General features: G+C 45.9%; 25 protein-coding genes, 1 tRNA gene and 1 riboswitch. Of the genes, 12 read left to right on the top strand and 14 right to left on the bottom strand.

Annotated features, from left to right (window positions below; all coding sequences use genetic code 11):
- Positions 1-155: 155 nt before the first annotated feature.
- From G7Y46_RS08100 to G7Y46_RS08090, 3 genes are all read right to left on the bottom strand, one after another.
- Positions 156-230: transfer RNA gene (locus G7Y46_RS08100), tRNA-Arg, on the bottom strand.
- A gap of 26 nt (positions 231-256) precedes the next feature.
- Positions 257-910: a LysR family transcriptional regulator substrate-binding protein gene (locus tag G7Y46_RS08095; RefSeq protein WP_165062647.1), complete on the bottom strand. Its 654-nt coding sequence runs from the start codon at positions 908-910 to the stop codon at positions 257-259.
- Entirely contained in the window at positions 911-2,251 is a 1,341-nt protein-coding gene (locus G7Y46_RS08090; protein WP_165062646.1) for an AMP-binding protein, read from the bottom strand. It abuts the gene before it with no gap.
- Positions 2,252-2,571: 320 nt separating this feature from the next.
- Between G7Y46_RS08090 and G7Y46_RS08085 the strand changes: the two genes are divergently transcribed.
- The 3 genes from G7Y46_RS08085 to G7Y46_RS09195 are packed head-to-tail and all read left to right on the top strand — an operon-like array spanning position 2,572 to position 3,279.
- Positions 2,572-2,841: a type II toxin-antitoxin system RelB/DinJ family antitoxin gene (locus G7Y46_RS08085; protein WP_165253893.1), complete on the top strand. Its 270-nt coding sequence runs from the start codon at positions 2,572-2,574 to the stop codon at positions 2,839-2,841.
- On the top strand, positions 2,842-3,135 hold the full coding sequence (locus G7Y46_RS08080) for a type II toxin-antitoxin system YafQ family toxin (protein ID WP_165253892.1): 294 nt from the start codon (positions 2,842-2,844) through the stop codon (positions 3,133-3,135). It begins immediately after the preceding gene.
- Positions 3,136-3,279: an alanine:cation symporter family protein gene (locus tag G7Y46_RS09195; RefSeq protein ID WP_206214116.1), complete on the top strand. Its 144-nt coding sequence runs from the start codon at positions 3,136-3,138 to the stop codon at positions 3,277-3,279.
- A gap of 547 nt (positions 3,280-3,826) precedes the next feature.
- Here G7Y46_RS09195 and G7Y46_RS08070 read toward each other — a convergent pair.
- Complete coding sequence (locus G7Y46_RS08070) at positions 3,827-4,030, bottom strand: CopG family antitoxin (RefSeq protein WP_165253891.1); 204 nt, start codon at positions 4,028-4,030, stop codon at positions 3,827-3,829.
- Positions 4,020-4,328 (bottom strand): BrnT family toxin, encoded by a 309-nt coding sequence (locus tag G7Y46_RS08065; RefSeq protein ID WP_165062643.1) that lies wholly within the window; start codon positions 4,326-4,328, stop codon positions 4,020-4,022. The genes G7Y46_RS08070 and G7Y46_RS08065 overlap by 11 nt, the downstream gene beginning before the upstream one ends.
- Positions 4,329-4,621: 293 nt before the next feature.
- Positions 4,622-4,718, top strand: a riboswitch (glycine riboswitch).
- A 92-nt stretch (positions 4,719-4,810) separates the two neighbouring features.
- On the opposite strand from G7Y46_RS08065, the gene G7Y46_RS08060 reads away from it, so the two are divergent.
- On the top strand, positions 4,811-6,346 hold the full coding sequence (locus tag G7Y46_RS08060) for a sodium:alanine symporter family protein (protein ID WP_277424176.1): 1,536 nt from the start codon (positions 4,811-4,813) through the stop codon (positions 6,344-6,346).
- Between the two features lie 44 nt (positions 6,347-6,390).
- Here the strand turns inward: G7Y46_RS08060 and G7Y46_RS08055 are convergent, their stop codons facing one another.
- The 4 genes from G7Y46_RS08055 to G7Y46_RS08040 all read right to left on the bottom strand — a co-directional run bounded on the left by G7Y46_RS08055 (position 6,391) and on the right by G7Y46_RS08040 (position 8,629).
- The gene (locus tag G7Y46_RS08055) at positions 6,391-6,555 is read right to left on the bottom strand and encodes a hypothetical protein (protein ID WP_165253889.1); all 165 of its coding nucleotides are present in this window, start codon (positions 6,553-6,555) and stop codon (positions 6,391-6,393) included.
- Between the two features lie 118 nt (positions 6,556-6,673).
- The gene (locus tag G7Y46_RS08050) at positions 6,674-7,822 is read right to left on the bottom strand and encodes a PucR family transcriptional regulator (RefSeq protein ID WP_165062640.1); all 1,149 of its coding nucleotides are present in this window, start codon (positions 7,820-7,822) and stop codon (positions 6,674-6,676) included.
- Positions 7,823-7,842: 20 nt separating this feature from the next.
- On the bottom strand, positions 7,843-8,253 hold the full coding sequence (locus tag G7Y46_RS08045; protein ID WP_165062639.1) for a type II toxin-antitoxin system VapC family toxin: 411 nt from the start codon (positions 8,251-8,253) through the stop codon (positions 7,843-7,845).
- 10 nt (positions 8,254-8,263) lie between these two features.
- On the bottom strand, positions 8,264-8,629 hold the full coding sequence (locus tag G7Y46_RS08040) for an argininosuccinate lyase (protein ID WP_165253888.1): 366 nt from the start codon (positions 8,627-8,629) through the stop codon (positions 8,264-8,266).
- Positions 8,630-8,853: 224 nt separating this feature from the next.
- Here G7Y46_RS08040 and G7Y46_RS09090 point away from each other — a divergent pair, with 224 nt between their 5' ends.
- The 8 genes from G7Y46_RS09090 to G7Y46_RS08000 all read left to right on the top strand — a co-directional run bounded on the left by G7Y46_RS09090 (position 8,854) and on the right by G7Y46_RS08000 (position 18,086).
- A complete protein-coding gene (locus G7Y46_RS09090; protein WP_241157104.1) occupies positions 8,854-9,675 on the top strand; it encodes a helix-turn-helix transcriptional regulator in 822 nt (273 codons plus the stop codon).
- A 5-nt stretch (positions 9,676-9,680) separates the two neighbouring features.
- Complete coding sequence (locus G7Y46_RS08030; RefSeq protein ID WP_165253887.1) at positions 9,681-10,580, top strand: DUF4097 family beta strand repeat-containing protein; 900 nt, start codon at positions 9,681-9,683, stop codon at positions 10,578-10,580.
- Between the two features lie 83 nt (positions 10,581-10,663).
- Positions 10,664-12,487, top strand: a complete 1,824-nt coding sequence (locus tag G7Y46_RS08025; RefSeq protein WP_165253886.1) for an ABC transporter ATP-binding protein — start codon at positions 10,664-10,666, stop codon at positions 12,485-12,487.
- Between the two features lie 118 nt (positions 12,488-12,605).
- Positions 12,606-13,595: a homocysteine S-methyltransferase family protein gene (locus G7Y46_RS08020; protein ID WP_165253885.1), complete on the top strand. Its 990-nt coding sequence runs from the start codon at positions 12,606-12,608 to the stop codon at positions 13,593-13,595.
- A 29-nt stretch (positions 13,596-13,624) separates the two neighbouring features.
- On the top strand, positions 13,625-13,894 hold the full coding sequence (locus G7Y46_RS08015; protein WP_165253884.1) for a hypothetical protein: 270 nt from the start codon (positions 13,625-13,627) through the stop codon (positions 13,892-13,894).
- Between the two features lie 291 nt (positions 13,895-14,185).
- Complete coding sequence (locus tag G7Y46_RS08010; RefSeq protein ID WP_165253883.1) at positions 14,186-16,516, top strand: anaerobic ribonucleoside triphosphate reductase; 2,331 nt, start codon at positions 14,186-14,188, stop codon at positions 16,514-16,516.
- Between the two features lie 168 nt (positions 16,517-16,684).
- Entirely contained in the window at positions 16,685-17,284 is a 600-nt protein-coding gene (nrdG, locus tag G7Y46_RS08005; RefSeq protein ID WP_165253882.1) for an anaerobic ribonucleoside-triphosphate reductase activating protein, read from the top strand.
- A 7-nt stretch (positions 17,285-17,291) separates the two neighbouring features.
- Complete coding sequence (locus G7Y46_RS08000) at positions 17,292-18,086, top strand: mechanosensitive ion channel family protein (protein WP_165253881.1); 795 nt, start codon at positions 17,292-17,294, stop codon at positions 18,084-18,086.
- Here G7Y46_RS08000 and G7Y46_RS07995 read toward each other — a convergent pair.
- The 5 genes from G7Y46_RS07995 to G7Y46_RS07975 form a co-directional block, all read right to left on the bottom strand.
- Positions 18,079-20,637, bottom strand: coding sequence for a hypothetical protein (locus G7Y46_RS07995; RefSeq protein WP_165253880.1), 2,559 nt, complete (start codon positions 20,635-20,637; stop codon positions 18,079-18,081). The genes G7Y46_RS08000 and G7Y46_RS07995 overlap by 8 nt on opposite strands.
- Positions 20,638-20,655: 18 nt before the next feature.
- On the bottom strand, positions 20,656-21,324 hold the full coding sequence (locus G7Y46_RS07990; protein ID WP_165253879.1) for a hypothetical protein: 669 nt from the start codon (positions 21,322-21,324) through the stop codon (positions 20,656-20,658).
- A gap of 117 nt (positions 21,325-21,441) precedes the next feature.
- Positions 21,442-22,038, bottom strand: coding sequence for a hypothetical protein (locus G7Y46_RS07985; protein ID WP_165253878.1), 597 nt, complete (start codon positions 22,036-22,038; stop codon positions 21,442-21,444).
- Between the two features lie 302 nt (positions 22,039-22,340).
- Positions 22,341-22,922, bottom strand: a complete 582-nt coding sequence (locus G7Y46_RS07980; RefSeq protein WP_165253877.1) for a hypothetical protein — start codon at positions 22,920-22,922, stop codon at positions 22,341-22,343.
- A 39-nt stretch (positions 22,923-22,961) separates the two neighbouring features.
- A partial coding sequence (locus G7Y46_RS07975; protein WP_165253876.1) for an InlB B-repeat-containing protein occupies positions 22,962-25,273 on the bottom strand: 2,312 nt, incomplete at its 5' end.

Below are 25,273 nucleotides of genomic sequence, written 5' to 3'. Positions count from 1 at the left end.
TCCATGTGCGCCCACATTTGCCGACGCACGCTACCATTTATTGATGTCATACTATCAATCAAAAGCAGGAATGCAAGGTGGTTTTTTATAACAAAAAATGAACAGAAATTTATGCAATTTAGCGGTTCATGTTCAGTATTGCGAAATGAAGGAAATGGTGCCCCTGACAGGAATCGAACCTGCACACCCGGTTTAGGAGACCAGTGCTCTATCCATTGAGCTACAGGGGCACGCAAACAATTCTATCATGCATGCGCTACGACCGAGCATAAAGAGCCAGCCCTCTCGTTAGTTTATCCACATATCGATGCCCCGTTTCGCTAAGTGGTTCGTCTGTGCGACACACATAGCCCAAATGAAGCTTCACATCTGTTTCCAACTCCACTGTAGTTAGGCTTGATCCGTCGGCAATTCCCACCAATATTCCGCTTGTTACGGTGTAGCCATTTAGCGCAGTAGCAAGTTCGGAAAGCGAGGCGCGGTCGGTACATTTCACAACTTTGTTTCGCGCAACGCCAGCAAGCGCTTCTTCTGCGAATGCAAGCGGCGCATCGTCGCCTTGATCAAAGCAGATGTAAGGCCAACCCGATAAATCGTTAAGCGAAAGTTTGGAAGCGTTTGAAAGCGGATGGCTTACCGGCAATGCAACGCGAGGCGCACTTTCTGCCAGTTTTACAAATTGTAGCCCCGCATCGGCTATAGCTGCATCAAGTTCAGCTGCCGTATCGCTTGTTTGCACTATAACACCTAGCTCGCTTGTGCCGTTTGCCACGTCTTCCAAAACGCCAGCTGTGGTGCGGTCGCGCAGCGCATACGAATATTCATCACCGCCCAGCGACAATATAGTGTGGGCAAACGCCTGTACACTGAACAGATAATGCTGCTGAGAAATTGAAAAAGTAACAGACATTTACTTTGCCTTCCTTTCGTCTACGAATCGCGAAGCTTTGTGTTCGCTGGAAGTTCCCAGCTTGCCAGCATCGTACACCAACACCTTTGCCGGGCGCACGCCAGTGTGCGCTTTTAGCGCACCTTCCACGCGGCGCGCCACTTCGTCAAACGGCTCATCAGAACCCTGCGCACGCTCTACCGATACTTCATAGCGCGTTGTGAAATTTTCGTCGTATACGCGAATGCTGTATTCGCCGGTAAGTCCACGTTCGGCGCGTACAACGTATTCAATATCTGTTGGGAACACATTTACTGCGCCCACAATAAACATCTCGTCTTTGCGTCCAGTTATATGGATGCGCGCTAGCGTGCGCCCGCATTCACACTTGTCGTTAGAGACATAGCCGATATCGCCTGTGCGGAAACGAATCATTGGACGCGCTTTCTTGCACAGCGTTGTGTATACCAGTTCGCCCATTTCGCCCGGTTGCAAAATCTCTCCTGTAGCTGGGTCTACCGTTTCTACCAGTATCTGGTCTTCCACAATGTGCAAACCGTCCTTCGCTTCGCACATAGCTGCACAGGCACCATATATGTCAGACAGACCGAAGAAGTCTACAACTTTTGCACCCCAAAGGTTTTCAATGGCTTCGCGTGTACTTTTAATAGAGCCGCCCGGCTCTCCTGCCACAATAATGGTGTGAATATTGAAGTCGGTACGCGGGTCGAAGCCTTTTTCTTTGGCTTTTTCACCAAGCGTCCACGCATACGATGGCGATGTCCAGATAATTGTAGGCTGGTACTGCTTCAACACAAACAGAAGACGGTCGCTGGGAACGGCACCCACCCAAATAGCCAGCGCGCCTAGTCGCTGTGCGCCTATTACGTCGGGTCCGCCTACGTATAGCGCGAAGTTCAGTCCATGAACGTAGCGATCGTTCGGGCGCATGCCCGCTTGCCAAAACAGGCGCGCTTCGGTGTCTTGCCACAGGTCGAAGTCTTCCTGCGTGAAAGGACTTACTGTAGGTACGCCCGTGCTGCCGCTACTTGTTGCCATGAAGATTACGTCTTCTTCGGGTACGCTGCACATTTCACCGAAGAAGCTACCTACATGTTGCGTGTCGCGTTCTGTTTTCTTGTCGATAAATGGAAGTTTCTGAATATCAGCAAGCGTTTTGATGTCTTCAGGGCACACGCCAGCTTCGTCGAATGAGCGCTTGTAGTAGACGGTATTTTCGTATGCGTACTTCACCATTTGCTGCAAGCGTTCAAGTTGCATAGCTTCTAGCTGTGGGCGTGGCATGCATTCTATTTCTGGATCGTAGTATTTTTGATCGTACGGAATATGCTTTTTTGCCATGTTGTCTCCTGTTTCTTAGAAGTGCGTTTACTGCGTTGGCTGGTGTTATTTTTTGGTGCGGCGCAGCGTTATTTATGAAACCAAAAAAGGTTGTCTTTCACAATACAATTAGCTTCGCTAAGTTCAGATAGCGCGCTATTAGAAAAACCGATGGCAGCAGCTAGCGATTTATTTTTCAATTACTTCATTGCTTTAGCAAACAGGTTGGTATTAGCCCTACCCGCAGCTATGGTTAAAGATGTTTGATAGGGAGCTGTTGGAAAATGTTTGCACACGTGATACAATATATAACACATGCAAACATATTGAATCGAGACATTATGACTACAACTTATGCCGTGCGAATAGATGAAGATATCAAAAACGAGGCTTCGAAAGTTGCAAAATATTATGGCTTAGACTTAGCTACTGCCACTAGAGCTTTCTGGACTCAAATGGCTCATACCAAAAGCATCCCGCTCTATTTTGTTAGCGAAGAGCCAAACGAAGAGAGCATGCAAGCCATCCGTGATACCGACAAAATGATAGCAACCGGTAGCAGTGAGGTATATAACTCTGCAGAAGAGTTATTCGAAGCTTTAGGAATATAAATGAATCTTCGTGCATCATACTCACCTATCTTTTATAGAGACGTAAAGCGCAATAAGAAAAAACACCGAAACATGAAGCGTCTTAAAGAATGCATATTTCTTATACTGGAAAACACCGTCGAATCGCGTGAAGAACTTAAACGGCATCACAATATGCATACACTCTCTGGCGCTTGGGCTGGTTCAAACGAATGTCATATTTGTAACGCCGGAGACTGGTTACTGGTCTGGCGCGAAGTTGACGGCATAGCCTATTTCCAGCGCACCGGAACACACGAAGACATATTTCGCTAAATGCTGAAAAACGAAAAAGGCGGTAAAGGTGAAGTTAGTAGCTTTGCAGCTTTATGCACAGCTCTATCAGCCACTATCGGCACGGGCAACATTGTTGGCGTAGCAACCGCAATCAACAGTGATTCCACAAGGTGTCTTAAGTGAAATTGACTGTTGCAGGTATCATTTTCAATATGATATCTGCAACACCATATCTAACGAGTGGTAGAAAAATCATATTCTATTTGCTAAATATTTTTAGAGATAATTTCTGCGAGCTCGTCACTACATCTATTCAAAAATTTAAGACTTCTGGAAATAACCTTGACTTGCTTCTTTGAACCCAGTTCAATTGTACTCACATCGTTATCTTTAACTTCGTCGATCGTATTAGGTGCTTTTAGGATGGTAATAGGAGAATCTTCTTGTTTAATGGATTCAAGTTGTATCTCTATTTGTAAGATTTTTTCATTGAGCATTGATTTGATTCGTTTTACTGAATCAATATCTGAATACCAAAGATTCATCTTTTCTGGCTGAAATTACCGAAGTTGCGTTCAATGCTTTATCAACCGAATGCGGCTTATCATATATAGGCGAGTAGAAGAGTTAAAATGGAAAACTATCGTAAGAATGCACGAGATTCTACAGTTTCCCGATTAAGCTAAAGGCAAAGTTTCAGTGTGTTTCGAAGTCTCGCCCTTCTCTATATTTAAACGAACTCGACGTGCTTTTCTTGTCTGGCGCACTGAACAAGATACATATTGATTAGTCGCTGATAGGGTATGCCCGTACGGTCGGCTTCTCGCTTGAAGTAGTCGATCGCATAGGTATCGAGATTCAGTGTTACTGGACGCCGCAATTTGTCTATATAAGGATTAGGGCGCGCCTTCGAGAGATCGTATTCAGCTTTCATTGCGATACCTCCAATAGCTGTTCTCTTCGTTTTTTGTTGCCTTGCGAGCAGAAATAATCCGAATCACCTCATTGGTCTGACGGTAACAATGGCATACCGTCAGAACATGAGCAACGGCGCTAACGCCAACGATAATGAATCTTTCCTCGTCGTAAGAATGCGGCTCGTCATCGACCACGATTGCATATGGATCATAGAATACCGTAGATGCTTCCGTAAAAGAGACACCATGTTTCTTTTGGTTCGATTCCGCCTTGGCATCATCCCATTCGAATGTTATAAATGCATATTTAATCATATTTATACTATATGTATTTATATGTATATAGTCAATATATCAGGACATGCAAAACGGTGCCCAAATAACACCGGCGAATCGCGTGAAGAACTTAAACGGCATCACAATATGCATACACTCTCTGGCGCTTGGGCTGGTTCAAAAAAGCCCAACAGCCCCACTCACCCCGCCATAAAGAACGGCTATTGTTAATTCAATGTTACGTTCTAGACGCATGCTTAACAGCATGCTTATAATTGACGCTGCATAGCGCACCCCGCTGAAACGTCTTGAATCGCCAAGAAACAGGACGCGAAGGGGCCTCTGGAGAATCCCACGGAAGTGGGTGCCGAAGGGGCAAGGCAGAAAGCATCTGCTGAAACTCTCAGGCAAAAGGACAGAGCAGCGCACAAGCTTTAGCTTCGCGCGCGCAGCGTTCTCTCTACGCTTTCCTTCATATTTATGGGCTGCGCAAAATGCGCAAACAGGTTGAAGGAGAAGACGTGGAAACATTCGATAATATCTTGGCTATCATAGATGACTTTGTCTGGGGTGTACCTCTAATGGTACTTATCCTCTTCGGCGGCTTACTATTAACTGTAAGGCTGAAAGGCTTGCAATTTTCGCAGCTACCACGCGCTTTGCGCTACATGCTGAAAAACGAAAAAGGTGGCAAGGGTGAAGTTAGCAGCTTCGCAGCGTTATGCACAGCTCTATCAGCCACTATCGGTACGGGAAACATTGTTGGCGTAGCAACCGCAATCGTTGCTGGCGGTCCGGGCGCTTTGTTCTGGATGTGGCTAGCTGCTTTATTTGGCATGGCTACCAAATATTCCGAAGGATTGCTGGCTATTAAATTCCGCAGCATTCGTAAAGATGGTCATGTGTTAGGCGGTCCGTTTTACTATATTGAGCGCGGCATGGGTTCACGTTGGAAATGGCTTGCGAAACTGTTTGCGTTCTTTGGACTATGTGCTGGACTTATGGGCATCGGAACAATCACTCAAGTAAACTCTATTACCGGCGCTATTACGAATTTCTTCGACCCTAATAACACAGCTACTGTAATGCTATTTGGCATGGAATATTCTTGGGCTGTTGTTATAAGTTCTCTTGTGTTGGCGCTTCTTGTTGGTCTTGTGCTTGTAGGCGGACTGCGCCGCATTGCTAGCGTGTCAGAAAAGGTAATACCTACAATGGTAATTATCTATGTGGTATTTTCTCTGATACTAATTTTTGCCAACATAACCGAATTGCCAGCAGCATTCGTAACTATTTTTGAAAGTGCATTTGGTCTACAGGCGGCAGCTGGCGGCATGCTAGGTGCCATTATAATTGCCATGCAGAAGGGCATTGCTCGCGGTATTTTCTCTAATGAAGCCGGTTTGGGTTCCGCCCCTATTGCCGCTGCCGCAGCACGCACTAACGAGCCCGTGCGCCAAGGTCTTATTTCTATGACCGGTACTTTCCTAGATACCATAATAGTCTGCAGCATGACAGGTCTTGCAATCGTTATGTCAGGCGCTTATCTAACACCGGGTTTGGAAGGCGCCGGAGTCACTATAGCGGCGTTCCAAAGTGGCATGAGTTTTATTGATGGAACAATTGTGTCGTTTATTTTAATGCTGTGCCTAGCGTTGTTTGGATTTACCACCATACTTGGATGGGATTATTACGGCGAGCGCTGTTTAGAGTATTTCACCAACGGCTCTATGATAGCTGTTAAGGTGTACCGCTGGCTTTACATTGCTGCCGTATTCATTGGTCCATATCTAACTGTTTCTGCTGTATGGACTATTGCCGACATCTTCAATGCTTGTATGGCTATACCAAATATGATTGCTCTTATTGTGCTGTCTGGTGTGGTTGCACGCGAAACTCAAAGCTACTTTAGCCGGCTTAAAGCTGCAAATGGCATAGAAGCTAATATGACACCGCGCCCCAGCGACGAAGCCGACTGGAAAGTACCTTATGAAGATACTCTTTCACGCGAAGCAATGCCTGAAGCTGATGAATTATCTGAACCGGTTAAAGCCTAAAACAAATCTGGAATGAAAGTTTGAATGCGCCTATTAAACAATGCCTATTTTTTAATAGGCATTGTTGGTGCAGAAGCTACAGCACAAACAGCACTGTCGGAATAATCGCGCATATTCAAATTCTTTAGTCTGGTAAGAAGTTCGAAGCAATACTGCTTTTCTAGTCCACTAAGATTTTCTATCATCTCTAAAGTCTTTTTGCTTAACACGCTTATTTCCTTTCTCTATCTAGCGTGGAAGCAATATTAGTTGCATATGTTTCTTTATGGTTTGTACGAACGAACACAATTTATTAATGCTATTTGTACAATCGTACAAATATAACTTTTAGACTAAAAACACCAACATAAGAAAATACGCGAGTTCGCGGTCAGATGCGTCTTCCATATTTAGTACTGCTTTCAGTTTATGTAGCCTGTAGCGCACTGTATTTCGATGCTGGAATAGTGCTTCGGCAGTTGCACGCACATCTCCACGTGCTGCGGCAAAAGCTTCAGCTGTACCCAATAAATTAGAATCGCTCTTTTCATCCTGATCTTGCAGCATTTGCTTGTAGAGTTCACATGTACTAGATATAAGCCTATCGCTCTGGGCTGCTTTTTTGAAAGCGGATACACCCATAGCTGCCCAACGCACAATAGGCTGCTTGCCGGGCTTCGCATTTTCTAGCGCAGCAAACGCTTCACGTACTGCCAAGTCGCCTTCACTAAGCGGTAATTCTTCACTAATGCCACCGACTAGCCGCCCATGAGGCTGCAAAAGCTGCATGAATTCCGATTCAGTTTGAATGGAAAATGCCGCCGGAGGTCGATTGTATGTCACCAGCACTATGGCGCAATCGTGATATCGAAACACGCTTGCTGTTTCTACGCGCTCCCATTCTCGTTTGATAAATGTTGTAACACCTACCAACTCGTCTATCTGAGCATACAGCGATGCTTCGTCACCATTAATTGGACGCAGTACAGCACATTGCACAGTAGAGCCTGACGCTTTAATTGCTTGATAAAAAACCTCACGAATACTTTCAGGAGTACGACTTTGCAAAAGCCCATCAATTAAACGTGCGATATCGGAATCTATCTTGTCACGCTCGAGCAGCTTCATCCCCTGAAAAATTATTTGCTCGTAATATTCACCCTCGTAAACTATTAGCGGCGTTCCCGACTTGTTGCTAGCTTTTTTAATAGCATCGGTTATGGGAATACCATACACATTACGTATCGCCATCGCTGCCAAATCGCGCGACAACATAGCACAGAGCGAACGCTCAGCCAATTCGTAATTGTCTCGCGCAAACCCTAAGTTTGAAACAATAAATTCGCCCGGTCGATAATCGCTATACGCATCTTCTGCTACAGCTGCATCTACTATCCCCATGTTCCAAACTTTGCGCTGCGAAAGCAAAAAGCTACCACCCAACAAATCCCATTTGTGAAAAGCAGGTAATGCCAATATGTCAGCAACAGTTATCATTCTTACTAGTAAATATCTTTTTAGAACTCTTCATCCAAATACACACAATTTACTTTATTTTTTACACAAATTTCTTGCAGCTTCTTATCAAGTGTAAAAAGCGTAGCATTATTCCGACGTGCAAGCACAAAATAAAATATATCGTACGAAGAGTGTTGGTTGTGTACAGCCTCTGCCGTAACCTCGTCCCACATATCTTCGCAATTGACAAATCCGTCTACTAAGCCACACGCATTTCTTCCGAAGTCCATAGCCGTTTTAATATCTGTATTTTTGAACTGAATATAATTTCTCACAATATTCGATACTTCATATACAAAAAGGTCGGGGGCTATTACTTCTTCATTGTCCAAAATAAGAGCTTGAAGCGCTTTTCCCTCATCAGTATTTTTGACTATATTGATGGCTGCGTTGCTGTCGAGAACTATCATCGTTTCATCCTTAAATGTAGTCGTCGTAAGAAACCTCGATACCAAGTGGCTCCATAATCCGTTTATCTCTTTCATAGTGCCCCATTCTGTTTATTTCGGCGGCATCAGGTAAATCTTTAGGAAGCTTCTTACTGAGCTCTTCTATTTCAGCAAACAAAGCTTTGCGTTTTTCAATACGGCGAATTCGTTCCGCATCCGTTTCTACATCAAACGTCTTTTTTTTCGCAGAAGAGAATACGGAAAACTTGCGCCTATTTAGCATTTCTTCAACAGCTTTTATAGTTTGTTGTGCCATGCTGCGATGTTCACGAGCAGCGCATTTTTTTAGATCTTCGTACAAATCGGCAGGAAAATCTCGCACTTGCAATGCTGGCATGATGCCTCCTTTTTATTAAATGCATCTTGCATGTATTATACATATGTTCTATTATTATGCAAGCAGGTTCATGCATAATGAATTAATATTGCATGTATGCTAAAAGTATTGTTTTACCAGCGCAAATTAATAATGCAACTAACAGTTGCAAAGAAATTTAAAAATGACTACTGAAATTTCTTACGCAACCCGCATTGCTACTACATACTCGAAAGGCAGATAGTATGACAGCCAACAAACGAGGGAATTTTATGAGCTACGAGTTTGCTGACCGACTAATAGAACTGCGACGCTCGCAGGGTTTAAGTCAGGAAGAACTAGCTAAGAAGCTAGGATTATCGCGCCAAGCTATTTCGAAATGGGAAAGAGCGGAATCAGCTCCAGACATAGGAAATCTAGTCGCGCTTTCTGAATTGTACGAAATATCGCTAGACGATTTAGTTCGCGGAATTACGCCAGAAGTCGAATCTGAAACAGAAGCAAAAGCTGAAGCAGAAACTGCAATAGAAAGCTCACCAGAAACTAAACAGCCCGAGAAATCAGCCGAAGATGCGCCAGCACTAAATGAAACATCAACGCCAACAGAAGCTAATGCAGCAATCAGCGAAACTGAAGCAGCCACAGAAGAAATTGCTTCACCTAAAACCACTATTGAAGATTTCCAAGAAAGCGCACCGAATTTGCAACCTAACGCATACCAACAAGCATACGGCGCAGCACCTCAAGCTGTATCTGGTTCCAGCATGAACACGAACACTCAATCTGTTCCGGCTTCAGAAATTCCCGTAGCGCCAAATTCATCTGCTGAAACCATCACGCCAAATACCGCAGACGTAAATGCGCAAAAAACCAGCCGCGCATGGCGAATTTTTCCCTATCCGCTGCTCTGTATAGTTATTTATTTGTTCCTCGGGTTTTTCTGCGGCTTATGGCATCCGGGATGGATCGTATTTTTAACCATACCTTTCTATTACTGGGTGGTTAGCCTTATATTGCACGATCCAAACTATAAAGCCACTCATCAAACCACTCAGGATAAAAGGTAGTTCACATGACAAAACTAACAAAAGCCACCTATGTAAAAATATCTCTTGTTATATTGCTTTGTCTTGTACTGTGTGGCGGCATTTTTAGTTGCAGCGTAGGCTGTTCGCGCGCCTTCCAGCAATTCAACAAACATTTCATGACTGAATTTGATGCAGCTCAATTTGAAAATATGGGCAGCGCTAACATAAACGCTGACGACATAAAAAATATTGAACTGCAATGGTTGGCTGGCGCAGTAGATGTTGTTTTAGATGAAAGCAACTCTAACGAAATCGTGTTAAGCGAAACGTCTTCATCAAGAATGCCAGAGCGCCAAAAAATGCGCTGGCGCGTACACAACAATACGCTGCAAGTTGCATATGGTTGGGAACAATCATGGCTGGTGGGTTGTTCAGCTACGTCGCATAAGAATCTAACCCTTACTATTCCCAAAACACTTGGCGAACACTTAGACTCCTTCACTTTACAAGCTGCATCCGGCACCTATAACCTTGGATCTATCGGCTGCGATTCTCTTAAAATTGACTTAGCAAGCGGAAATGTAAATAGCGAAAAACTGCGTGCAAACAAATTACAAATAAACGTGGCTAGCGGCGATGCAAATATACGCGGAGTTTTCTCCCAACTTGTTGACTTGGATATAGCCAGTGGAGGCATCAATTTAACTTGTCTTCAAGAATGCCCCTCTAACGCCAATTTGCAAATAGCTAGCGGCAACGTAGACATGACATTACCTACAGATAGCAGTTTCTTGGCTACAGTAGATAAAATGTCAGGTTCTTTCACTTGCAATTTCCCCACAAATAACACGCAGCAAAACGATAATGTTTATAAAGTTGGAAGCGGAAAGAGCAATTTCAATGTATTCATAGCCAGCGGACGAGTAACCTTCAATCAGGCTTAGGGTAAACAAGTTGATAGCATTATCGCCCACAACATATCAATTCACTACCAGTTTGGCATGCACTTGAGGTTATACTAGCGTGCATGAATAGCACTAGGAACAATCACTCTGCAACACGCCGCACGCTGCACTATTTTTGGATAGCCACACGTAATCACTTGGGGTATTTTGTAGCGCTGCTATTGTCTACAATTGGTTTTGTTGGGTTTCTAACATATGGAAACCCATATGTTATGAGCCTAATTGTAGACCGCGTAGCAGAAGGTTCAGTAGCGTCCGATCAGGTCTTTTCTGTGTTTGGACCTTATATTGCAGCGCTAATATTAATTAACGTCTGCGGTCAAACATGCAGCAAACTTCAAGATTACGTTTCTTGGAAACTGCAAATAGCCGTAAATTACGACCTTGCTACTATGGCATTTGACGCACTGTCGAATCAGTCTATGTCGTTTCATTCCAGCCGCTTCGGTGGCACACTTGTAAGTCAAACTTCGAAATTTATGAGCGCCTACACGTTGCTAATAAATACTATCGTGTTTCCTTTCTTGCCGGTTTGCTGCTCTGTAACTTTCACCTGCCTACTATTGTTACCACTTGTGCCGGTATACGTGGGTATATTGATGGTGTTATTGGTTATATACGCCAGCGTGTCTTACTTGATGTACAAACGTATCTTGCATCTAAATGAAAAAGCTGCTGCCGCACAAAATAGATTGTCAGGTGAATTATCAGATGCAGTTACCAATATCTTGGCAGTAAAGACTTGTGGTCGCGAAGATTACGAACGCGAACTATTCGACACAGCAAATCGCGATGTTGTGCGCCGCGATTCAAAGCGCATGAAATCATCTATTGCGCGCGGTGTTATAACCGCATGCATTACTGTGGTAATTATGAGTATAGTTACCGTATTCATAGCCGGCGGCAATGCGTGGTTTGGAATTTCAGCCGGCACATTAGTAATGATGTTCACCTATACATACACACTTACAAACCAGTTCAACTTTATAAATACTGGACTGCAACGGCTGAATCAGGTGTTTGGTGATGCAAGTGGCATGACCGCCGTACTAGATGAGCCACGCCTTGTGGCTGATAAACCCAACGCAAAGCCGCTTGTGGTAAAGCAAGGCACCATAGATTTTTGCAACATCGGATTCAGCTATACCGATGGTGGCGCAGAAACAGTAGTGTTCGACGATTTCAACCTACATATTCCCGCAGGCGAACGTGTGGGCTTGGTCGGCATGAGCGGCGCTGGAAAAACCACACTAACTAAGCTTTTACTGCGCTTGGCTGACATTCAAAAAGGAAAGATATTAATAGATGGTCAAAGCGTAGCCGACGTAACGCAGCAAAGCCTGCGACGTAATATCGCATATGTGCCTCAAGAAGCCATGCTGTTTCATCGCACCATCGCCGAAAATATTGCTTACGGACGCCCCGACGCTAGCGCAGAGGAAATACGCGCAGCGGCAAAAAGAGCTAACGCATTGGAATTTATAGAACGGCTTCCTCAGGGTTTTGACACACTTACTGGCGAGCGCGGTGTAAAACTTTCCGGTGGACAACGCCAGCGCATAGCCATAGCGCGCGCCATGCTAGCCGACGCACCAATTCTTGTTTTAGACGAAGCCACTAGCGCACTAGACAGCGAAAGTGAAGCATTGGTACAAGACGCATTGCGTAAATTGATGGCTAATCGCACTACCATTGTGGTTGCACATCGCCTATCCACTGTTGCCAGCTTAGACCGCATAGTGGTGCTAAGCCATGGACAAATTGTGGAAGATGGTCCGCATGCCGACTTAGTAAAAGCCGGTGGAGAATATTCAAATTTATGGAACCGTCAAACTGGAGCTTTTGAAGATAGCGAAACGAGAAACGAACAACACACGCAATGTTGAGTTTGATATGTAAAGATTGGTATGCCATGCAAGATTGCTGCTAGATTCATACCAGATTCCTGCTAGATTGTACTGTTGTGCATAATTTAGCTGAAGTCGTAAGACAAGGTGGAAATATATGGCTGATATACAACTGCGATTCCATAAAGATATGCTTGTGCTATCTGAACCGATTATGACCGGGTTGGAAAAACTAGGATTAAACGTAGCGCGCGACGGCGAGTTAACCTTGCTCCTAGAACCTGAAGTATTCGAAGAGGCATATAAACTTGACATGCTGACTGGTGTTCAATGCTTAATAGCACCTACAGCAACCTTAACACCAGCCCGACTTACTCATACAAACATGCGCGAACGTGCACAAGAGCTGGCGCATACAGCAATTCGCATAATGCAAGCACAAAAACCACAACATATTTTGGTAGAAATAGGACCATGCGGACTTCCGTTGGATGCTTCGTCGAAAGCATCTCTAAATGAAAACTGCGATCAATACAAACGAGCAGCCCTACTGTTCGAAAACGAAACGTTCGATGCCTTTTTCCTAAATGGTTTTACACGCATAACCGACCTAAAATGCGCACTAATAGGCATGCGCAAGGTAAGCGATGCCCCTATTCTGGCATCTGTCAACATAGATGCACAAGGTCTTTTACCCAGCGGCGAAACAATACTAGACGCAGTAACTGTTATGGCTGAATACGGAGCCCAAACAGCAGGGTTCCAAACAGGTGCACCTATATCCGATGCCTGCCGCATAGCTTCCAGCATTCGCCAAGCAATCTGTTTGCCTATACTGACACAGCTGTACGTTTCGCACCGCAACGAAGACCAAACCGCGCCAACACCTGAAAACCCGTATTACGATGCCGAAACTATGGTAGATGCCGCCGATGCCCTGCGCGAAAGCGGCGTGCAATTCCTGCGCGCAACCGGAGAAGCCACACCTGCATACACCGGCGCTTTAGTGGCTGCCACCGACGACTTAGATGCAATACTTTTATCCGGCACAACTGTTACGCGCAATGCTGAAAACATGCCCCCTGTTGAAGACATTGCCACTCAGTTGCGCGAAAAAGTAGCCAAGGCTATAAACAATTTGACCTGATTGAAAACATTGCAAGCAGAAAGAAAACTGTGGCACAAGGCACCAACATAGACAGAAGCAAACACTACGGCGCTCTTCAAGCTGTTGTGGATAATCTGTATCGCGATATGACCGAAGACGACACCGTAACGCGCTTGCAAACAGTGTTAGCAGCAGAATCGTCCGATTTGCCCGACGACTTAATGAGCATCGTCAATTTATTGCCTCCGGGCGAATACACACGCGAACGCCTAACCACCCAATTAAATTCAGCCATAATCGGTCACGCTTGGGGGCAAGTCTACGGCACAGTTTCATAAGCCAACAACTTCTCAAAGCAACCCCAATAAAAAACCCTAAGCTGCAATATCTTAAAAGCCACCAATTTCCAATTTTGTAACCTACAGAAATTAAAAAACTTGTGAAAATCACTTGCGCCTTCGCGTCTAGCAATATACTATATATACCCGCTACATTAAATACAACCACAAGATGTTGTGGATAAGTTGGTATAAAGCCTGTGGAAAGAATGTTGATTAAACATATCATTTCGCAGGTGGAACCTTACAAACGAACAATGGCTGAATAAAAGCAAACGAAAGGAAGCAACCATGCCACAAGCCATTATCAAGCGTGATGGTCGTAAAACCGAATTTCATGAGGAAAAAATAGCTGCAGCTATTGAGAAGGCTTTTCAGGCATGCGCTGCCATGCAAGATCGCGAAACCGCCGATCAAATCGCACACAAAGTTGCGCAGAAAATTGATGACGGCGCTATCGAAGGCATCCCTACTGTAGAGGGCGTGCAAGATCTTGTAGAGGAAACCCTTATTGAAAGCGGCTTTGTACAAACAGCCAAGTCGTACATTTTGTATCGCGCCGAGCGCAGCCGTGTGCGCGATGTAAACAGTCGTCTAATCCAAACTCTAAAAGATATTACATTCAGCAAAGCTTCCGACTCTGACTTAAAGCGCGAAAACGCCAATATTAATGCCGACACAGCCATGGGCACAATGCTTAAATATGGCAGCGAATCCGCAAAACAATTCTACGAAATGTGCGTTATTGACCCGCGTTTTGCCAAAGCACATCGCGAAGGCGATATCCACATTCACGATATGGATTTCTACACGCTTACTACTACTTGCTGCCAAATAGAGCTGAAAAAGTTGTTCAAGGGCGGCTTCTCCACCGGTCATGGCGTACTGCGCGAACCGAACGACATTGCCAGCTACACAGCCCTAGCTTGTATCGCAATTCAGAGCAACCAAAACGACCAACACGGCGGTCAAAGCGTTTGCGATTTCGACTATGGTCTGGCAGATGGCGTGCGCAAAACGCATCGTCGTCTGTTCAAAAAGCACTTAGCCGAAGCACTAGATTTGCTATGCAATGTGGAAGACGAACGCACAATGGCTGAAGACATAATGGCAAAAGTAGAAGATGCCACCGGTCAGTGGGCAGCGCTAGACATGAGCGAAGAATTCCAAAACGCAATAGAAGATCAGCTGCGTCAGGCTGGAATCGCCGAAGATTCAATTGCAGCCATAATAGGCTACAGCAAGAAAAGCGCCGCAAAAGACACTGACCGCGCAACATTCCAAGCTATGGAAGCATTAGTGCACAATCTGAACACCATGCACAGCCGCGCAGGCGCACAAACGCCTTTCAGCAGCGTTAACTATGGCATGGACACATCACCTGAAGGTCGCATGGTTATAAAAAACATGCTGCTAGCCACCGAAGAAGGCCTAGGCAGCGGTGAAACCCCCATCTTCCCAGTACAGATTTTCCGCGTCAAAGAAGGTGTGAACTATAATCCGGAAGATCCTAACTACGACCTGTTTAAGCTAGCTATTCATTGCTCGGCAAAGCGTCTATTCCCGAACTTCAGTTTCCTAGATGCACCGTTTAATGCCCAATACTACAAAGGCACACCCGAAACCGAAATTGCCTACATGGGATGCCGCACGCGCGTCATAGGCAACACATTCGACCCAGAACGCGAAGTAACGCCCGGTCGTGGCAACTTATCGTTCACTTCAATCAATCTGCCACGTTTGGCTATCCGCGCTAAAGGCGACTTAGACCTATTCTTCGATTTGCTTGACAGCAAACTGCAGCTAGTCACCAAGCAACTAGAAGAGCGCTTTGAAATTCAGGCTCGCAAAAAGGTTTATAACGCGCCGTTCCTTATGGGTCAGGGTGTCTGGATTGACTCTGAAAAGCTAGCGCACGACGAAGAGCAGCGCGAAGTGCTAAAGCACGGCACGCTAACAACTGGCTTCATTGGTTTAGCGGAATGCTTGGTTGCTCTAACAGGCAAGCATCATGGCGAATCAGAAGAATCACAGCGCTTGGGGCTTGAAATTATTGGTCACATGCGCAGCTACTGCGATAGCGTATCACGCGAGCGCGGCATGAATTACACGCTTATCGCTACGCCTGCCGAAGGTCTTTCGGGTCGCTTCGTTCGCTTCGACCGTGAACGCTATGGCGTTATCCCCGGCGTAACCGACCACGATTATTACACCAACGGTTTCCATGTGCCGGTGTACTACGACATAACCGCATTCGACAAAATTGCTATTGAAGCACCGTATCATGCACTAACCAACGGCGGTCACATAAGCTATATCGAACTTGATGGCGACCCCACAGAAAATCTTGAGGCGTTTGAATCGGTTATTCGCTACATGAAGGAAAGTGGAATGGGCTATGGCTCTATCAATCATCCGGTTGACCGCGACCCGGTATGTGGATACAACGGCATCATCGGCGATACATGTCCAAAATGCGGTCGCAGCGAAAACGACGGCAAGCAAGGTTTTGAGCGCATTCGCCGCATCACCGGTTATCTGGTAGGTACGCTAGACCGCTTTAACGACGCTAAACGCGCCGAGGAAAGCGAAAGAGTGAAGCACTCTATTCCGTCTGTGTAACTCGTCAACAATAGAGTAAATTTAGTAGCCCGCGCACAGCAATGCCAGCGGGCTACTTTTATAATTACAGTTATGAATACGCAAACGCAAACATACAAAACAACGAACCAGCCAACCACGCAACCGACTAACACAAAACGCAACGCACAATCAGCTGAAAGAACAAATATGCCCAACACTTCCAACACCGACTCTACGCCTGCTCCGGAATCTGCACCTACCAGCGTGCGGCTTTTCGGGGCTGACCCAAATTCTATAGTTGACGGACCCGGACTTCGCTACGCTGTATTTGTGCAGGGATGCACACACGCATGCCCCGGTTGTCATAACCCTGAAAGTTGGGATGCGCAAGGCGGCATCGAAACTTCACTTGATGCCATAATGCAAGACATTCGCAATAACGGTCTTGTACACGATGTAACCCTAAGCGGCGGTGAACCATTTGAACAGCCGCAAGCCTGTGCCGAACTTGCCAGCCGCATAAAAGCGGAAGGCTACGGCTTGTGGGTGTTCACGGGATACCTTTATGAAGACCTGCTAAAACGCACCCAAGACGAAACCCCGGAAGCGGCAGCTATAGCAAAACTGCTAAATGCAGCAGACGTACTTATAGATGGTCCATTTGTGGAAAGCCTCAAATCGCTAGATTTGAAATGGCGAGGATCGTCGAACCAACGAATTATAGACATGCAAGCCACCCGTAATACAGGCAAAATAGTAGAGTGGAGCCAGCCTAGCTTCACACCACCAAAACCGGCAAGCTGGTAGGAAATATATGGATAGCCTATATAACAATTTCGATAAATTCATCCACACCGACTGGATAACCACTGCCTTAGGCATCGTTGTTATATTGGCAATAACCGCGCTGGTATCGCGTATTTGCGTAATATTGTTGCGCCGAATTTTGAAGCGCGGTTCGCTGCTGCCACAAAGCTCCATCTTTGTAAATGTAATACGTGTTTGCATATGGTTGATAGGCATCAGCTTTATGTTGTCGGTATGCTTCAACATAAATGTTAGCGCCATAATCACAGCGCTTGGTGTAGGCGGCATCGCAATTTCGCTGGGCTTTCAAGACACAATATCAAACCTAATCGGGGGCTTACAGGTAAGTCTGTCGCGCATCGTAGAACCCGGCGACAACATACAGCTAGGCGCAAACGGAGTAAACGGCATAGTGCGCGACGTAACTTGGCGACACACAACAATAGACAATCCAGATGGCACCACAGTCATAATTCCGAATTCCATAATCAATACAACAGCGTTGCTGAAGCTAACCGATCCGGAAAACGTATCTATTCCCATTGTTGCCACTAACAACGAACAGCGCCTAACAACGGTTGCCCACCGCATAGAAGATGCAGCGCAAAAAGCACTTACCCGTGTAAGCAAGCTGCGCAAAGATCCATCGGTGGCTTTTACGGAAGTTACCGCAGACGGCTTCAAAGGCACACTTTCATTCACTCTTACTGATGCGTCGAAAGTAAAACCTGCACGCGATTCAGTGATACGCGCCATCGCCCCCTACGTGCATGCACGCGCCGAAGAGGAAACATCTAGCTAGCGGCTCGTTTGCGGCGACGCAAAAGAAATACAGCAGTACCGCCAGCAACTACAGCTACCGCAGCAAAACTAATTGCAATTGGCACATTCAAGTCGCCCGTCTTAGCAAGCGATTGCAACCGGTGAATTATCCTTTTTGTGGGCGATATTACGCCAGCCGGTGGACATGAACTAACCGTATCAAACGCTATAACAACGTCGTGGTTTTCGGCAATGTTAAATACCGTATACGACCTATCGTGCAAACTAAAATTCATGCTTTTGCCGTTATCGGTAATGGATACAACCCTGTAACCCAAATGCACCTGATAATTTATTGTGTAACTACCACCGGCTTGAACCGTCGCAGAAAGTGTGCCAGCAGTACCACTACCAGATATAAAACCGCCCTTACCCACAGCGCGCGCAGTTACGGTAAACGTGTCAGCCGGCACAGGTACAGGCGGCTCGTTGGTTTTCTTAAACACGAAGCTAACGATAGTATCACGTTGAATATTTGGGACAGTAAGAATGCCTTGCTCTGAAATCCAAGTTGTTGCATCAGTTTCAGACGTGCCTTCACCATAAGACACAACAGCACTTTGAAGCACATAATTAGCGTGCGGCTCAACAATAAATGTAGTATGATCGCCCTGAGCCACACTAATAGAATCAACCCACTGAACGCCGCTTTGCCCAAAGCCCACGCGCGCCTGACTGCTATCGTAATCGGCTTTCACCTTAAAGTAGAACACAGGCTCGATCATAGTAAATGCGAAGTTGACCTTTATAGACATATTGGTATTAAACGATGGAATAACGTAAGAACTTCCATATACAGTATGCGTTTCACCATTTATTGTTACCGACTCAACCTTACACCCATCAACAGGTTCGAAATAAAGCATCATAGGATCGTTCGTCTTCATAGTGAATGACCCGTAAGTTTTGTTCGCTTCAAATCGCTTCGTTTCGCCAGCATTCACGCGCGTTTCGTTTATCTTGGCGCCAAAATACACACTGCCATGCGGCACATCAGTCAAAAGCTGTGGGGCATTGCCTGCAGTCAGCTGCACGGCAGGAACTTGACCCTGCGCCGGCGGCACATAAGAATCGGCTTTAGTAAACGTCACAGAGAAAGTGACATCTGACATACTGCCGCCGTCGTTAAAATCGGCGGGAAAAGTGTAAGTGTTTCCACTGTATGTGCCATATGGCGCCTGCGCACCTACTTGCGACACATGCGGAATTTCATACCGAACCTGACCGCTGCGCGAACTGCCACCACCAACTAAAAGCGCTACACTATCAACCTTGTATCCCGGATAAGGATCGAACACAAACATTGGGTGCGCCCCATACGCGAACGCGCCACCATTATTGTTTATCTGTCCGCCGCTGCTGAATTGCGGAGTAACACGGAAAGAATAGTCAGTTTCTTCTTGCGTCATGCGCTTTGCCAAACCAAACACGCCAATATTGCCTGTAGTATTTGTGCCCGTCAGCTTAAACGTAATGCCCGTTGCCTCAACCGCAACATCGGTAATGCCGACACTTGCCGCCGCCGCAGCGTCCATCAAGTCGACCGACCTCCACGTCTGCCCGCTATCGTCAAGCATAAACAGCTTGTAGTCATCAAGAGCGTTCGTGTCAAAACCCTCTACAGCATCGGTATTCAATTTAACGAAAATGTCTTCCTTGTAGGCTTCGAAACCCTCGTTCACTCCACGTATAGCAACCTGCCACACCTTACTAAGCTTCATAGCATTGCCACTTGTATCCCTATCAGCTACAGCCACCTGCTCTAAAAACTCATACACTGACGACACAGACGGCGACACAACACTAGAAAGCGTAGACCCCTTATAAATTGCACCGTTAACACCGGTATTTACATTAACTCCATCAATATTAGCCACCGGACCGCCCGCCACCATCCAAGTATAAGCAGCCCCATCCGCAGCCAAATCATCGTAGTAGGGTCCTACTCTATAGCCCGTTTCGCGTATAACTACAAAAGGCTTATCCGTGTTTTGCACCGCCACCTGACCCGACGCATTTTCCACCTCTAGCCAATACCAATAAGTTTTGTTAGCTTCCAGCCCATCGTTTTGCGGAAAATGCCTGCAGACAACTGCTCTAGTCTGGTTGTCTAATGCAATGCTGTCGTTTTCGTGCGCCGCCACAACTTGCGCTGCTGCATACGCCGCCGCATAGTTTGGCGTATCAACTCCCGTATACACCGCCTCTGCCATTTTCCACGTAGCCGTAAGACTGTCCACAAAATTAGCAGCCCCTTTTACATACATTTCAATGGCGTTTCCCGCTACAAATTCTCGCTCATACATAGAAGTTGTCGGGTCAACTACAGCAAACGTCTCTTGCCCAATAAAGTAAATGTCGCTTTGGAATTGACCGCTGGCGCTGTTGAAGTCTTTATCCTCGTACGTGGCAGAATCCGAACCTGCATAAGATGCAGCAAACGCCGCACCCGGCGATAACCCCACAACAAGAGCCGCCGATAAAAGACACGCTATCAGCTTATTTATATATGTATGAATAGTGCTTCCCATAGCGCATCCCTTTTCCCTTTAATTTAGAACTGTTATCACCATCTTGGCTGCAACTTTTCCTATCTGATCTTCAGTTTCTGGGTCTAACGCATAAAACAACGCTGTACATTCATAAGTACCCGCCGGAAGCGCTACGTCTAATTCCGCTTCTTGAATGTGATAGTTCGGATCTATTACGCCCGACTTATAAATAACTTCACCCGTATCGTCGCGCAAAATTTCCACCTGCATTAAATATCTATTACCCGGCACATTTTCTATGCGAAGTGGCCCTTTAGACGTACCCGATTCAAATTCAACCCTGCTGGCAATGCTTATATTGAACATGCCCTCTTCAACCTTGCGGTCAAGCTCTGCCTGAATTTCCTCTTGCGACTTGCCTTCTAGCTGACCTATTAGCGCATTGCTATCGCGCGAACCAACCTGCTGGTCTTGCCACCAAAGATAAGTGAACACACAAGCCGCAATAATGGCTAGCAATGCTATAACAATAGCGATATAGAAAGCGGCTCCGCGCTTGCGCTTGCCAGAATTATTAACCCCATCAGCAGCGGAACTGCTTGCAGAATCTGTTGTCGCATTACTCTTAGGCGCTGTACGTGGATTATATATACCGTCATTGTTATGCATTTGCGGTAAATCTTTAGTCTTCCCGTCGCAAGACGGTGGTTTTAAGTTATTGTTCATGGTATCTATCCTTTAAGGATGGGTGTGGGAGCCGCCGCCCACACGGTTTGGCGGCTCCCACGGGCAAATTGGTAAACTGTCTACCAATTTTTTACATTGATTCTTTCGCTACATGCTTTAACCAGCAAGCGCAACGGTATAAGTTAGAGCTACAGCCTTAACAGATGCATCGACGCTGAAATTACCTTGTTCGGAAGGATATGCCTGTCCAGCTAAGCTGATACCTAAGCTATCGCCACCGGCAATGTCAAAATGAGTACCTGGAAGAGTAATTGCGGCTTCCCCTTTAATAACAATTGGTGTAGATAGAGTGTCGGTCTTCATAGTTAGATGAACCGTTGCACTGTTTGCATCTTTTTGGAATGAAGTGCTTAAAGCCTCTTCACTTAAAGTGAAGTTAGCCGCCACAGCCGGAGTAACACTCGAAACCTTTACTAACGCTGCACCGCGATTGGTAATAGTGTATGCAGCTGCACTAGGAGCTGTAATAGTGCCACCATTTTCCGGGGCAGAAAGGGTTAAATTCACAGGCACTGTAATGCTAATTTGTTGTTGACTATCGGCAACACCTTGCAGGAATACATCTGTCTTAGCGTCGGTGATAGAGCCTTGTCCATCGTAGTCACCTGCTGCTGCGAACGCTGGCATGGCGCACCCAATCGCCAACGCAGCGGACAGGGCAAATGCACCCATCAGCTTTCTTGTCTTTTTCATGGTCTTTCCTCCTTTTTAGTTATGACCATTTCCATTTCTATATCCAGAGGGCCCTTACCTCTTGATACCTTTTCTTCCTTGCTAGTTTGTTCGTTAAGGCGGGATGTAGGAATGCTCAGTCGCTCTACAGTCCTCGCTCGGCAGAAATGTCCACAGGACATTTCTGTTCGCTGCGGAACTCGCTTTGTGAGCACACCGACATCCCGCCTTAACTGCATTGTTTTCTCAACTAGCTGTCAAAGTTCTTGCTGCTTATGTTTCATAAAATGTTTCACGTGAAACATTTGGTTGATACGGTGAAGCTAGTTCAGTACGTTCAAAGTTATTTTTGCGGCGGCTTGACCTTGTTCCTCTAGTGTCTCGGGGTCTATTGCATGAAATGTTGCTGTCGCTTGATAAGTTCCTGCATCTAGGTCACGAGTAAGAGCAATGTCTTTAATGTAGGAATCGGGTTTCAAGCCGCCGGATTCATAAATGGTTTCTCCAGTTTCATCTAGCTTTATATCTACCTGCATTACATATTGATTGCCGGGCACATTTTCTATATATGCAGTACCTGAAGACGAGCCATCTTGAAATTCAATAACAGAAGCTATGCTTATGTTGAACATGCCCTCTTCTATTTTGCGGTCAAGCTCTGCCTGAATTTCTTCTCGTGTCTTGTATGGTGCCTGACCCACTATGGAATTTGAGTCGTAGAAATTATCTTTTGAGAAGAACAAAGCATATACAATGCCAGCAATTATGCCGACTACTATAAGAACCGCAATTACCACTATGGCAATGGTTTTACCTGTGTGACTCTTACTCTGAGCGCCAGCGCCTTGCGCTTTCCGCCCAACATGCGGCGCTGGCTGCTTGTTCTTCACTTTGTTATCTGACATTGTTTTCCTCTTCTCTATCTCTCGTCCCTATTTGCCGCTTTATTCAGAAGCTGATACATACCAGCAAATCTGCGCTATCGAATCATTCAGTTGATAGATGGCAGATCCCTCATCTAATCCGTTTAATCCCGCTTGACCGTTACTTGGAGATTGGTTCCATTCATCGCTAGGTCGCCAATCGGCACCATTCGTTTCCAGCGACATAAGAAGCGATTTCGCACCATTTGCCTCAAGCCGCTCCACAAGCATCCGGTATGTTGGCGAACCGGGCTCGGTATACAGCAGCGGCAGTTTGAACACTACGTTGGCATCTTTGAAATTAAACGTAACGTTGTCGCGATTATCCGCATTCGGGAATAACCACAAACCAGTTTCAGTCGCTAAAGCATACGCACTGAAATTAATCGGAACCACAGTGTCCGACTTCACTTCTATAGAAGCCGGAATAGACTTGCCGGTTTCCACGTTGAACTTCAGTGGCATCTCAACTGGAATGCTGCACGACAAGCGCAATGCATACACCGCATATAGCTTTACAACCGCGCCATCTTCGGTTGTTAGCGCGTCAACTTCCGCACCAGCTTGATACGTTACGGCGGTAGCGTTCGGCGCATCAGCCCAACCTAGAAGCAGATAGCCTTCTTTCCTGAAGCGCTCATCGGTTTCATCTGGCAATGTCACCTTGTTCCCGGTTTCAGTTTGCGTGGCTATAGGCGTATCGCCACCCGCATTGTCGTAGTATTCAAGTGTGTAGGAATATGCCTTGGGGCACGTTGCTGTAAAGGTTATATCGCCCCAAACGTCCTGCCCAATTTTGGCTGAAAATGTGCCCCCGCCATTGGCTGTTATGGTGACACCTGCATCCGAACAAACACAAACTGCACGATTTACGTCATAGCCCGACCTTGCCGTGACCGTCAAAGTAATCGTCTCTTGATTGCCGTAAGTATAGTTGTATTGCGAGGCTGAAATCGCATTCACACCTTCACCACCATTTAGTAATATCCTATAAACTGCCTTATCCCAAACAGCCGTAAATGTGGTGTTGTTAAGCCGCCAACCTTTGAAACTAAACTTGTCGCGCGTGGGCACAGGCAACTCTATAGCCTCAGCTGGCATATTGCGTGTAAAACCAGAACCGGAAGCAGTCCACCCTTCCGGCGTGGCAGGCGAAAATGTACCGCCGTCAGGATTCATAGTAATGGTGGTTCCATAGGCGAAATTAGCTGATGAGGCTTCTTCTGTATCGGCATCTTGATATGACACACTGTAATTACCAATTTGCCAATGTGCATAGTAGGTAGTGTCCGAAGTAGGCAATGCTGTGGTATTAAAAACTTGCGTGCCGCCCGATTCTCGCGTCCACCAGCCCTCAAACGAATAGCCTTCGAGAGTGGGTACAGTGGTGGGCAAAATTACTTTCGACGAAGACGAATACACTTGCGTAGTATCGCCCACTTGGCTACCACCGCACGAATCCCACGAAAGCGTAATAGTTTCGCCTATGAATTTTGCAGTGTAGGTTTTATCCTGCAGCAGGCTGGTTGGAGTACTGTGCACATGCAAAGTATTACTGTTTTCACTATCAATATAGGCATTGTTAGCTTCATCTGTAGTAGTAATTTTGGTGGCACCGTCATACCAGCCTTCAAGAGCATAGCCGGCATTAGAAGTTGCTATACATGATGTAGCGCCATTAACTACCCCAATAGTCTCTGAAGTTTTACTTAATGTACCCCAGCCTGCACTATCGTTAGCTATAGCAAAACGGATGGTTGCTGTATTTTCTTCCCATACTGCATATAGCGTTACGGTTGCGCCATTTTCGGTGGTAAGGTTAATGAGTTTATCGCCGCCTACTATATAATCGGGAGAAGTGGCAGCACGGTCTTTCGCCCAGCCTCTGAATGTGTAGCTTGCTTTTGTGGGTGTTGCAGTGGGCACCGAATATTCAACATCATAGGTGGCATTTATGTCAGAAGGTATGTTTCCGCCCGTATTGCCATTACCATCGAAGTGAATGGTGTAGGAAATAGCAGACCAACCACACGTCCATGTTTGAGCGCTTGTAAACATTGGCGCCGCACTTGAACTCAATTTGCCATCTGCTTTGATATATGTAGTACCACCACTTTGATAGCCTTGAGATATGTAGCCTTCCTTCTCTGCTGTCACTATTACAGTGTTTGTATTTATGATGGTTGGGTTTGTAGTTGTTGATGCACTCCATTCAGGCACGCTCTTTACATACCCGTGGTTTTTCCAAGCATAAATAGGACTAGAAAATCCTTCTCCATAAGTTGCGATGCCATCACCTGCATCTAATGTAACTTCATATGCCCACTGTGCAT

The sequence above is a fragment of the Adlercreutzia sp. ZJ304 genome (genome assembly GCF_011039075.1).
Classification (GTDB): domain Bacteria; phylum Actinomycetota; class Coriobacteriia; order Coriobacteriales; family Eggerthellaceae; genus Adlercreutzia_A.
Note: the sequence above shows the minus strand (reverse complement) of the source record. Positions and strands in the feature narration are given on the sequence as shown.

Coding starts and splice junctions, on each gene's coding strand:
- G7Y46_RS08095 (WP_165062647.1), bottom strand. CDS start 910: ATGTCTGTTACTTTTTCAATTTCTCAGCAGCATTATCTGTTCAGTGTA.
- G7Y46_RS08090 (WP_165062646.1), bottom strand. CDS start 2,251: ATGGCAAAAAAGCATATTCCGTACGATCAAAAATACTACGATCCAGAA.
- G7Y46_RS08085 (WP_165253893.1), top strand. CDS start 2,572: ATGACTACAACTTATGCCGTGCGAATAGATGAAGATATCAAAAACGAG.
- G7Y46_RS08080 (WP_165253892.1), top strand. CDS start 2,842: ATGAATCTTCGTGCATCATACTCACCTATCTTTTATAGAGACGTAAAG.
- G7Y46_RS09195 (WP_206214116.1), top strand. CDS start 3,136: ATGCTGAAAAACGAAAAAGGCGGTAAAGGTGAAGTTAGTAGCTTTGCA.
- G7Y46_RS08070 (WP_165253891.1), bottom strand. CDS start 4,030: ATGAAAGCTGAATACGATCTCTCGAAGGCGCGCCCTAATCCTTATATA.
- G7Y46_RS08065 (WP_165062643.1), bottom strand. CDS start 4,328: ATGATTAAATATGCATTTATAACATTCGAATGGGATGATGCCAAGGCG.
- G7Y46_RS08050 (WP_165062640.1), bottom strand. CDS start 7,822: ATGATAACTGTTGCTGACATATTGGCATTACCTGCTTTTCACAAATGG.
- G7Y46_RS08045 (WP_165062639.1), bottom strand. CDS start 8,253: ATGATAGTTCTCGACAGCAACGCAGCCATCAATATAGTCAAAAATACT.
- G7Y46_RS08040 (WP_165253888.1), bottom strand. CDS start 8,629: ATGCCAGCATTGCAAGTGCGAGATTTTCCTGCCGATTTGTACGAAGAT.
- G7Y46_RS09090 (WP_241157104.1), top strand. CDS start 8,854: ATGACAGCCAACAAACGAGGGAATTTTATGAGCTACGAGTTTGCTGAC.
- G7Y46_RS08030 (WP_165253887.1), top strand. CDS start 9,681: ATGACAAAACTAACAAAAGCCACCTATGTAAAAATATCTCTTGTTATA.
- G7Y46_RS08025 (WP_165253886.1), top strand. CDS start 10,664: ATGAATAGCACTAGGAACAATCACTCTGCAACACGCCGCACGCTGCAC.
- G7Y46_RS08020 (WP_165253885.1), top strand. CDS start 12,606: ATGGCTGATATACAACTGCGATTCCATAAAGATATGCTTGTGCTATCT.
- G7Y46_RS08010 (WP_165253883.1), top strand. CDS start 14,186: ATGCCACAAGCCATTATCAAGCGTGATGGTCGTAAAACCGAATTTCAT.
- nrdG (WP_165253882.1), top strand. CDS start 16,685: ATGCCCAACACTTCCAACACCGACTCTACGCCTGCTCCGGAATCTGCA.
- G7Y46_RS08000 (WP_165253881.1), top strand. CDS start 17,292: ATGGATAGCCTATATAACAATTTCGATAAATTCATCCACACCGACTGG.
- G7Y46_RS07995 (WP_165253880.1), bottom strand. CDS start 20,637: ATGGGAAGCACTATTCATACATATATAAATAAGCTGATAGCGTGTCTT.
- G7Y46_RS07990 (WP_165253879.1), bottom strand. CDS start 21,324: ATGAACAATAACTTAAAACCACCGTCTTGCGACGGGAAGACTAAAGAT.
- G7Y46_RS07985 (WP_165253878.1), bottom strand. CDS start 22,038: ATGAAAAAGACAAGAAAGCTGATGGGTGCATTTGCCCTGTCCGCTGCG.
- G7Y46_RS07980 (WP_165253877.1), bottom strand. CDS start 22,922: ATGTCAGATAACAAAGTGAAGAACAAGCAGCCAGCGCCGCATGTTGGG.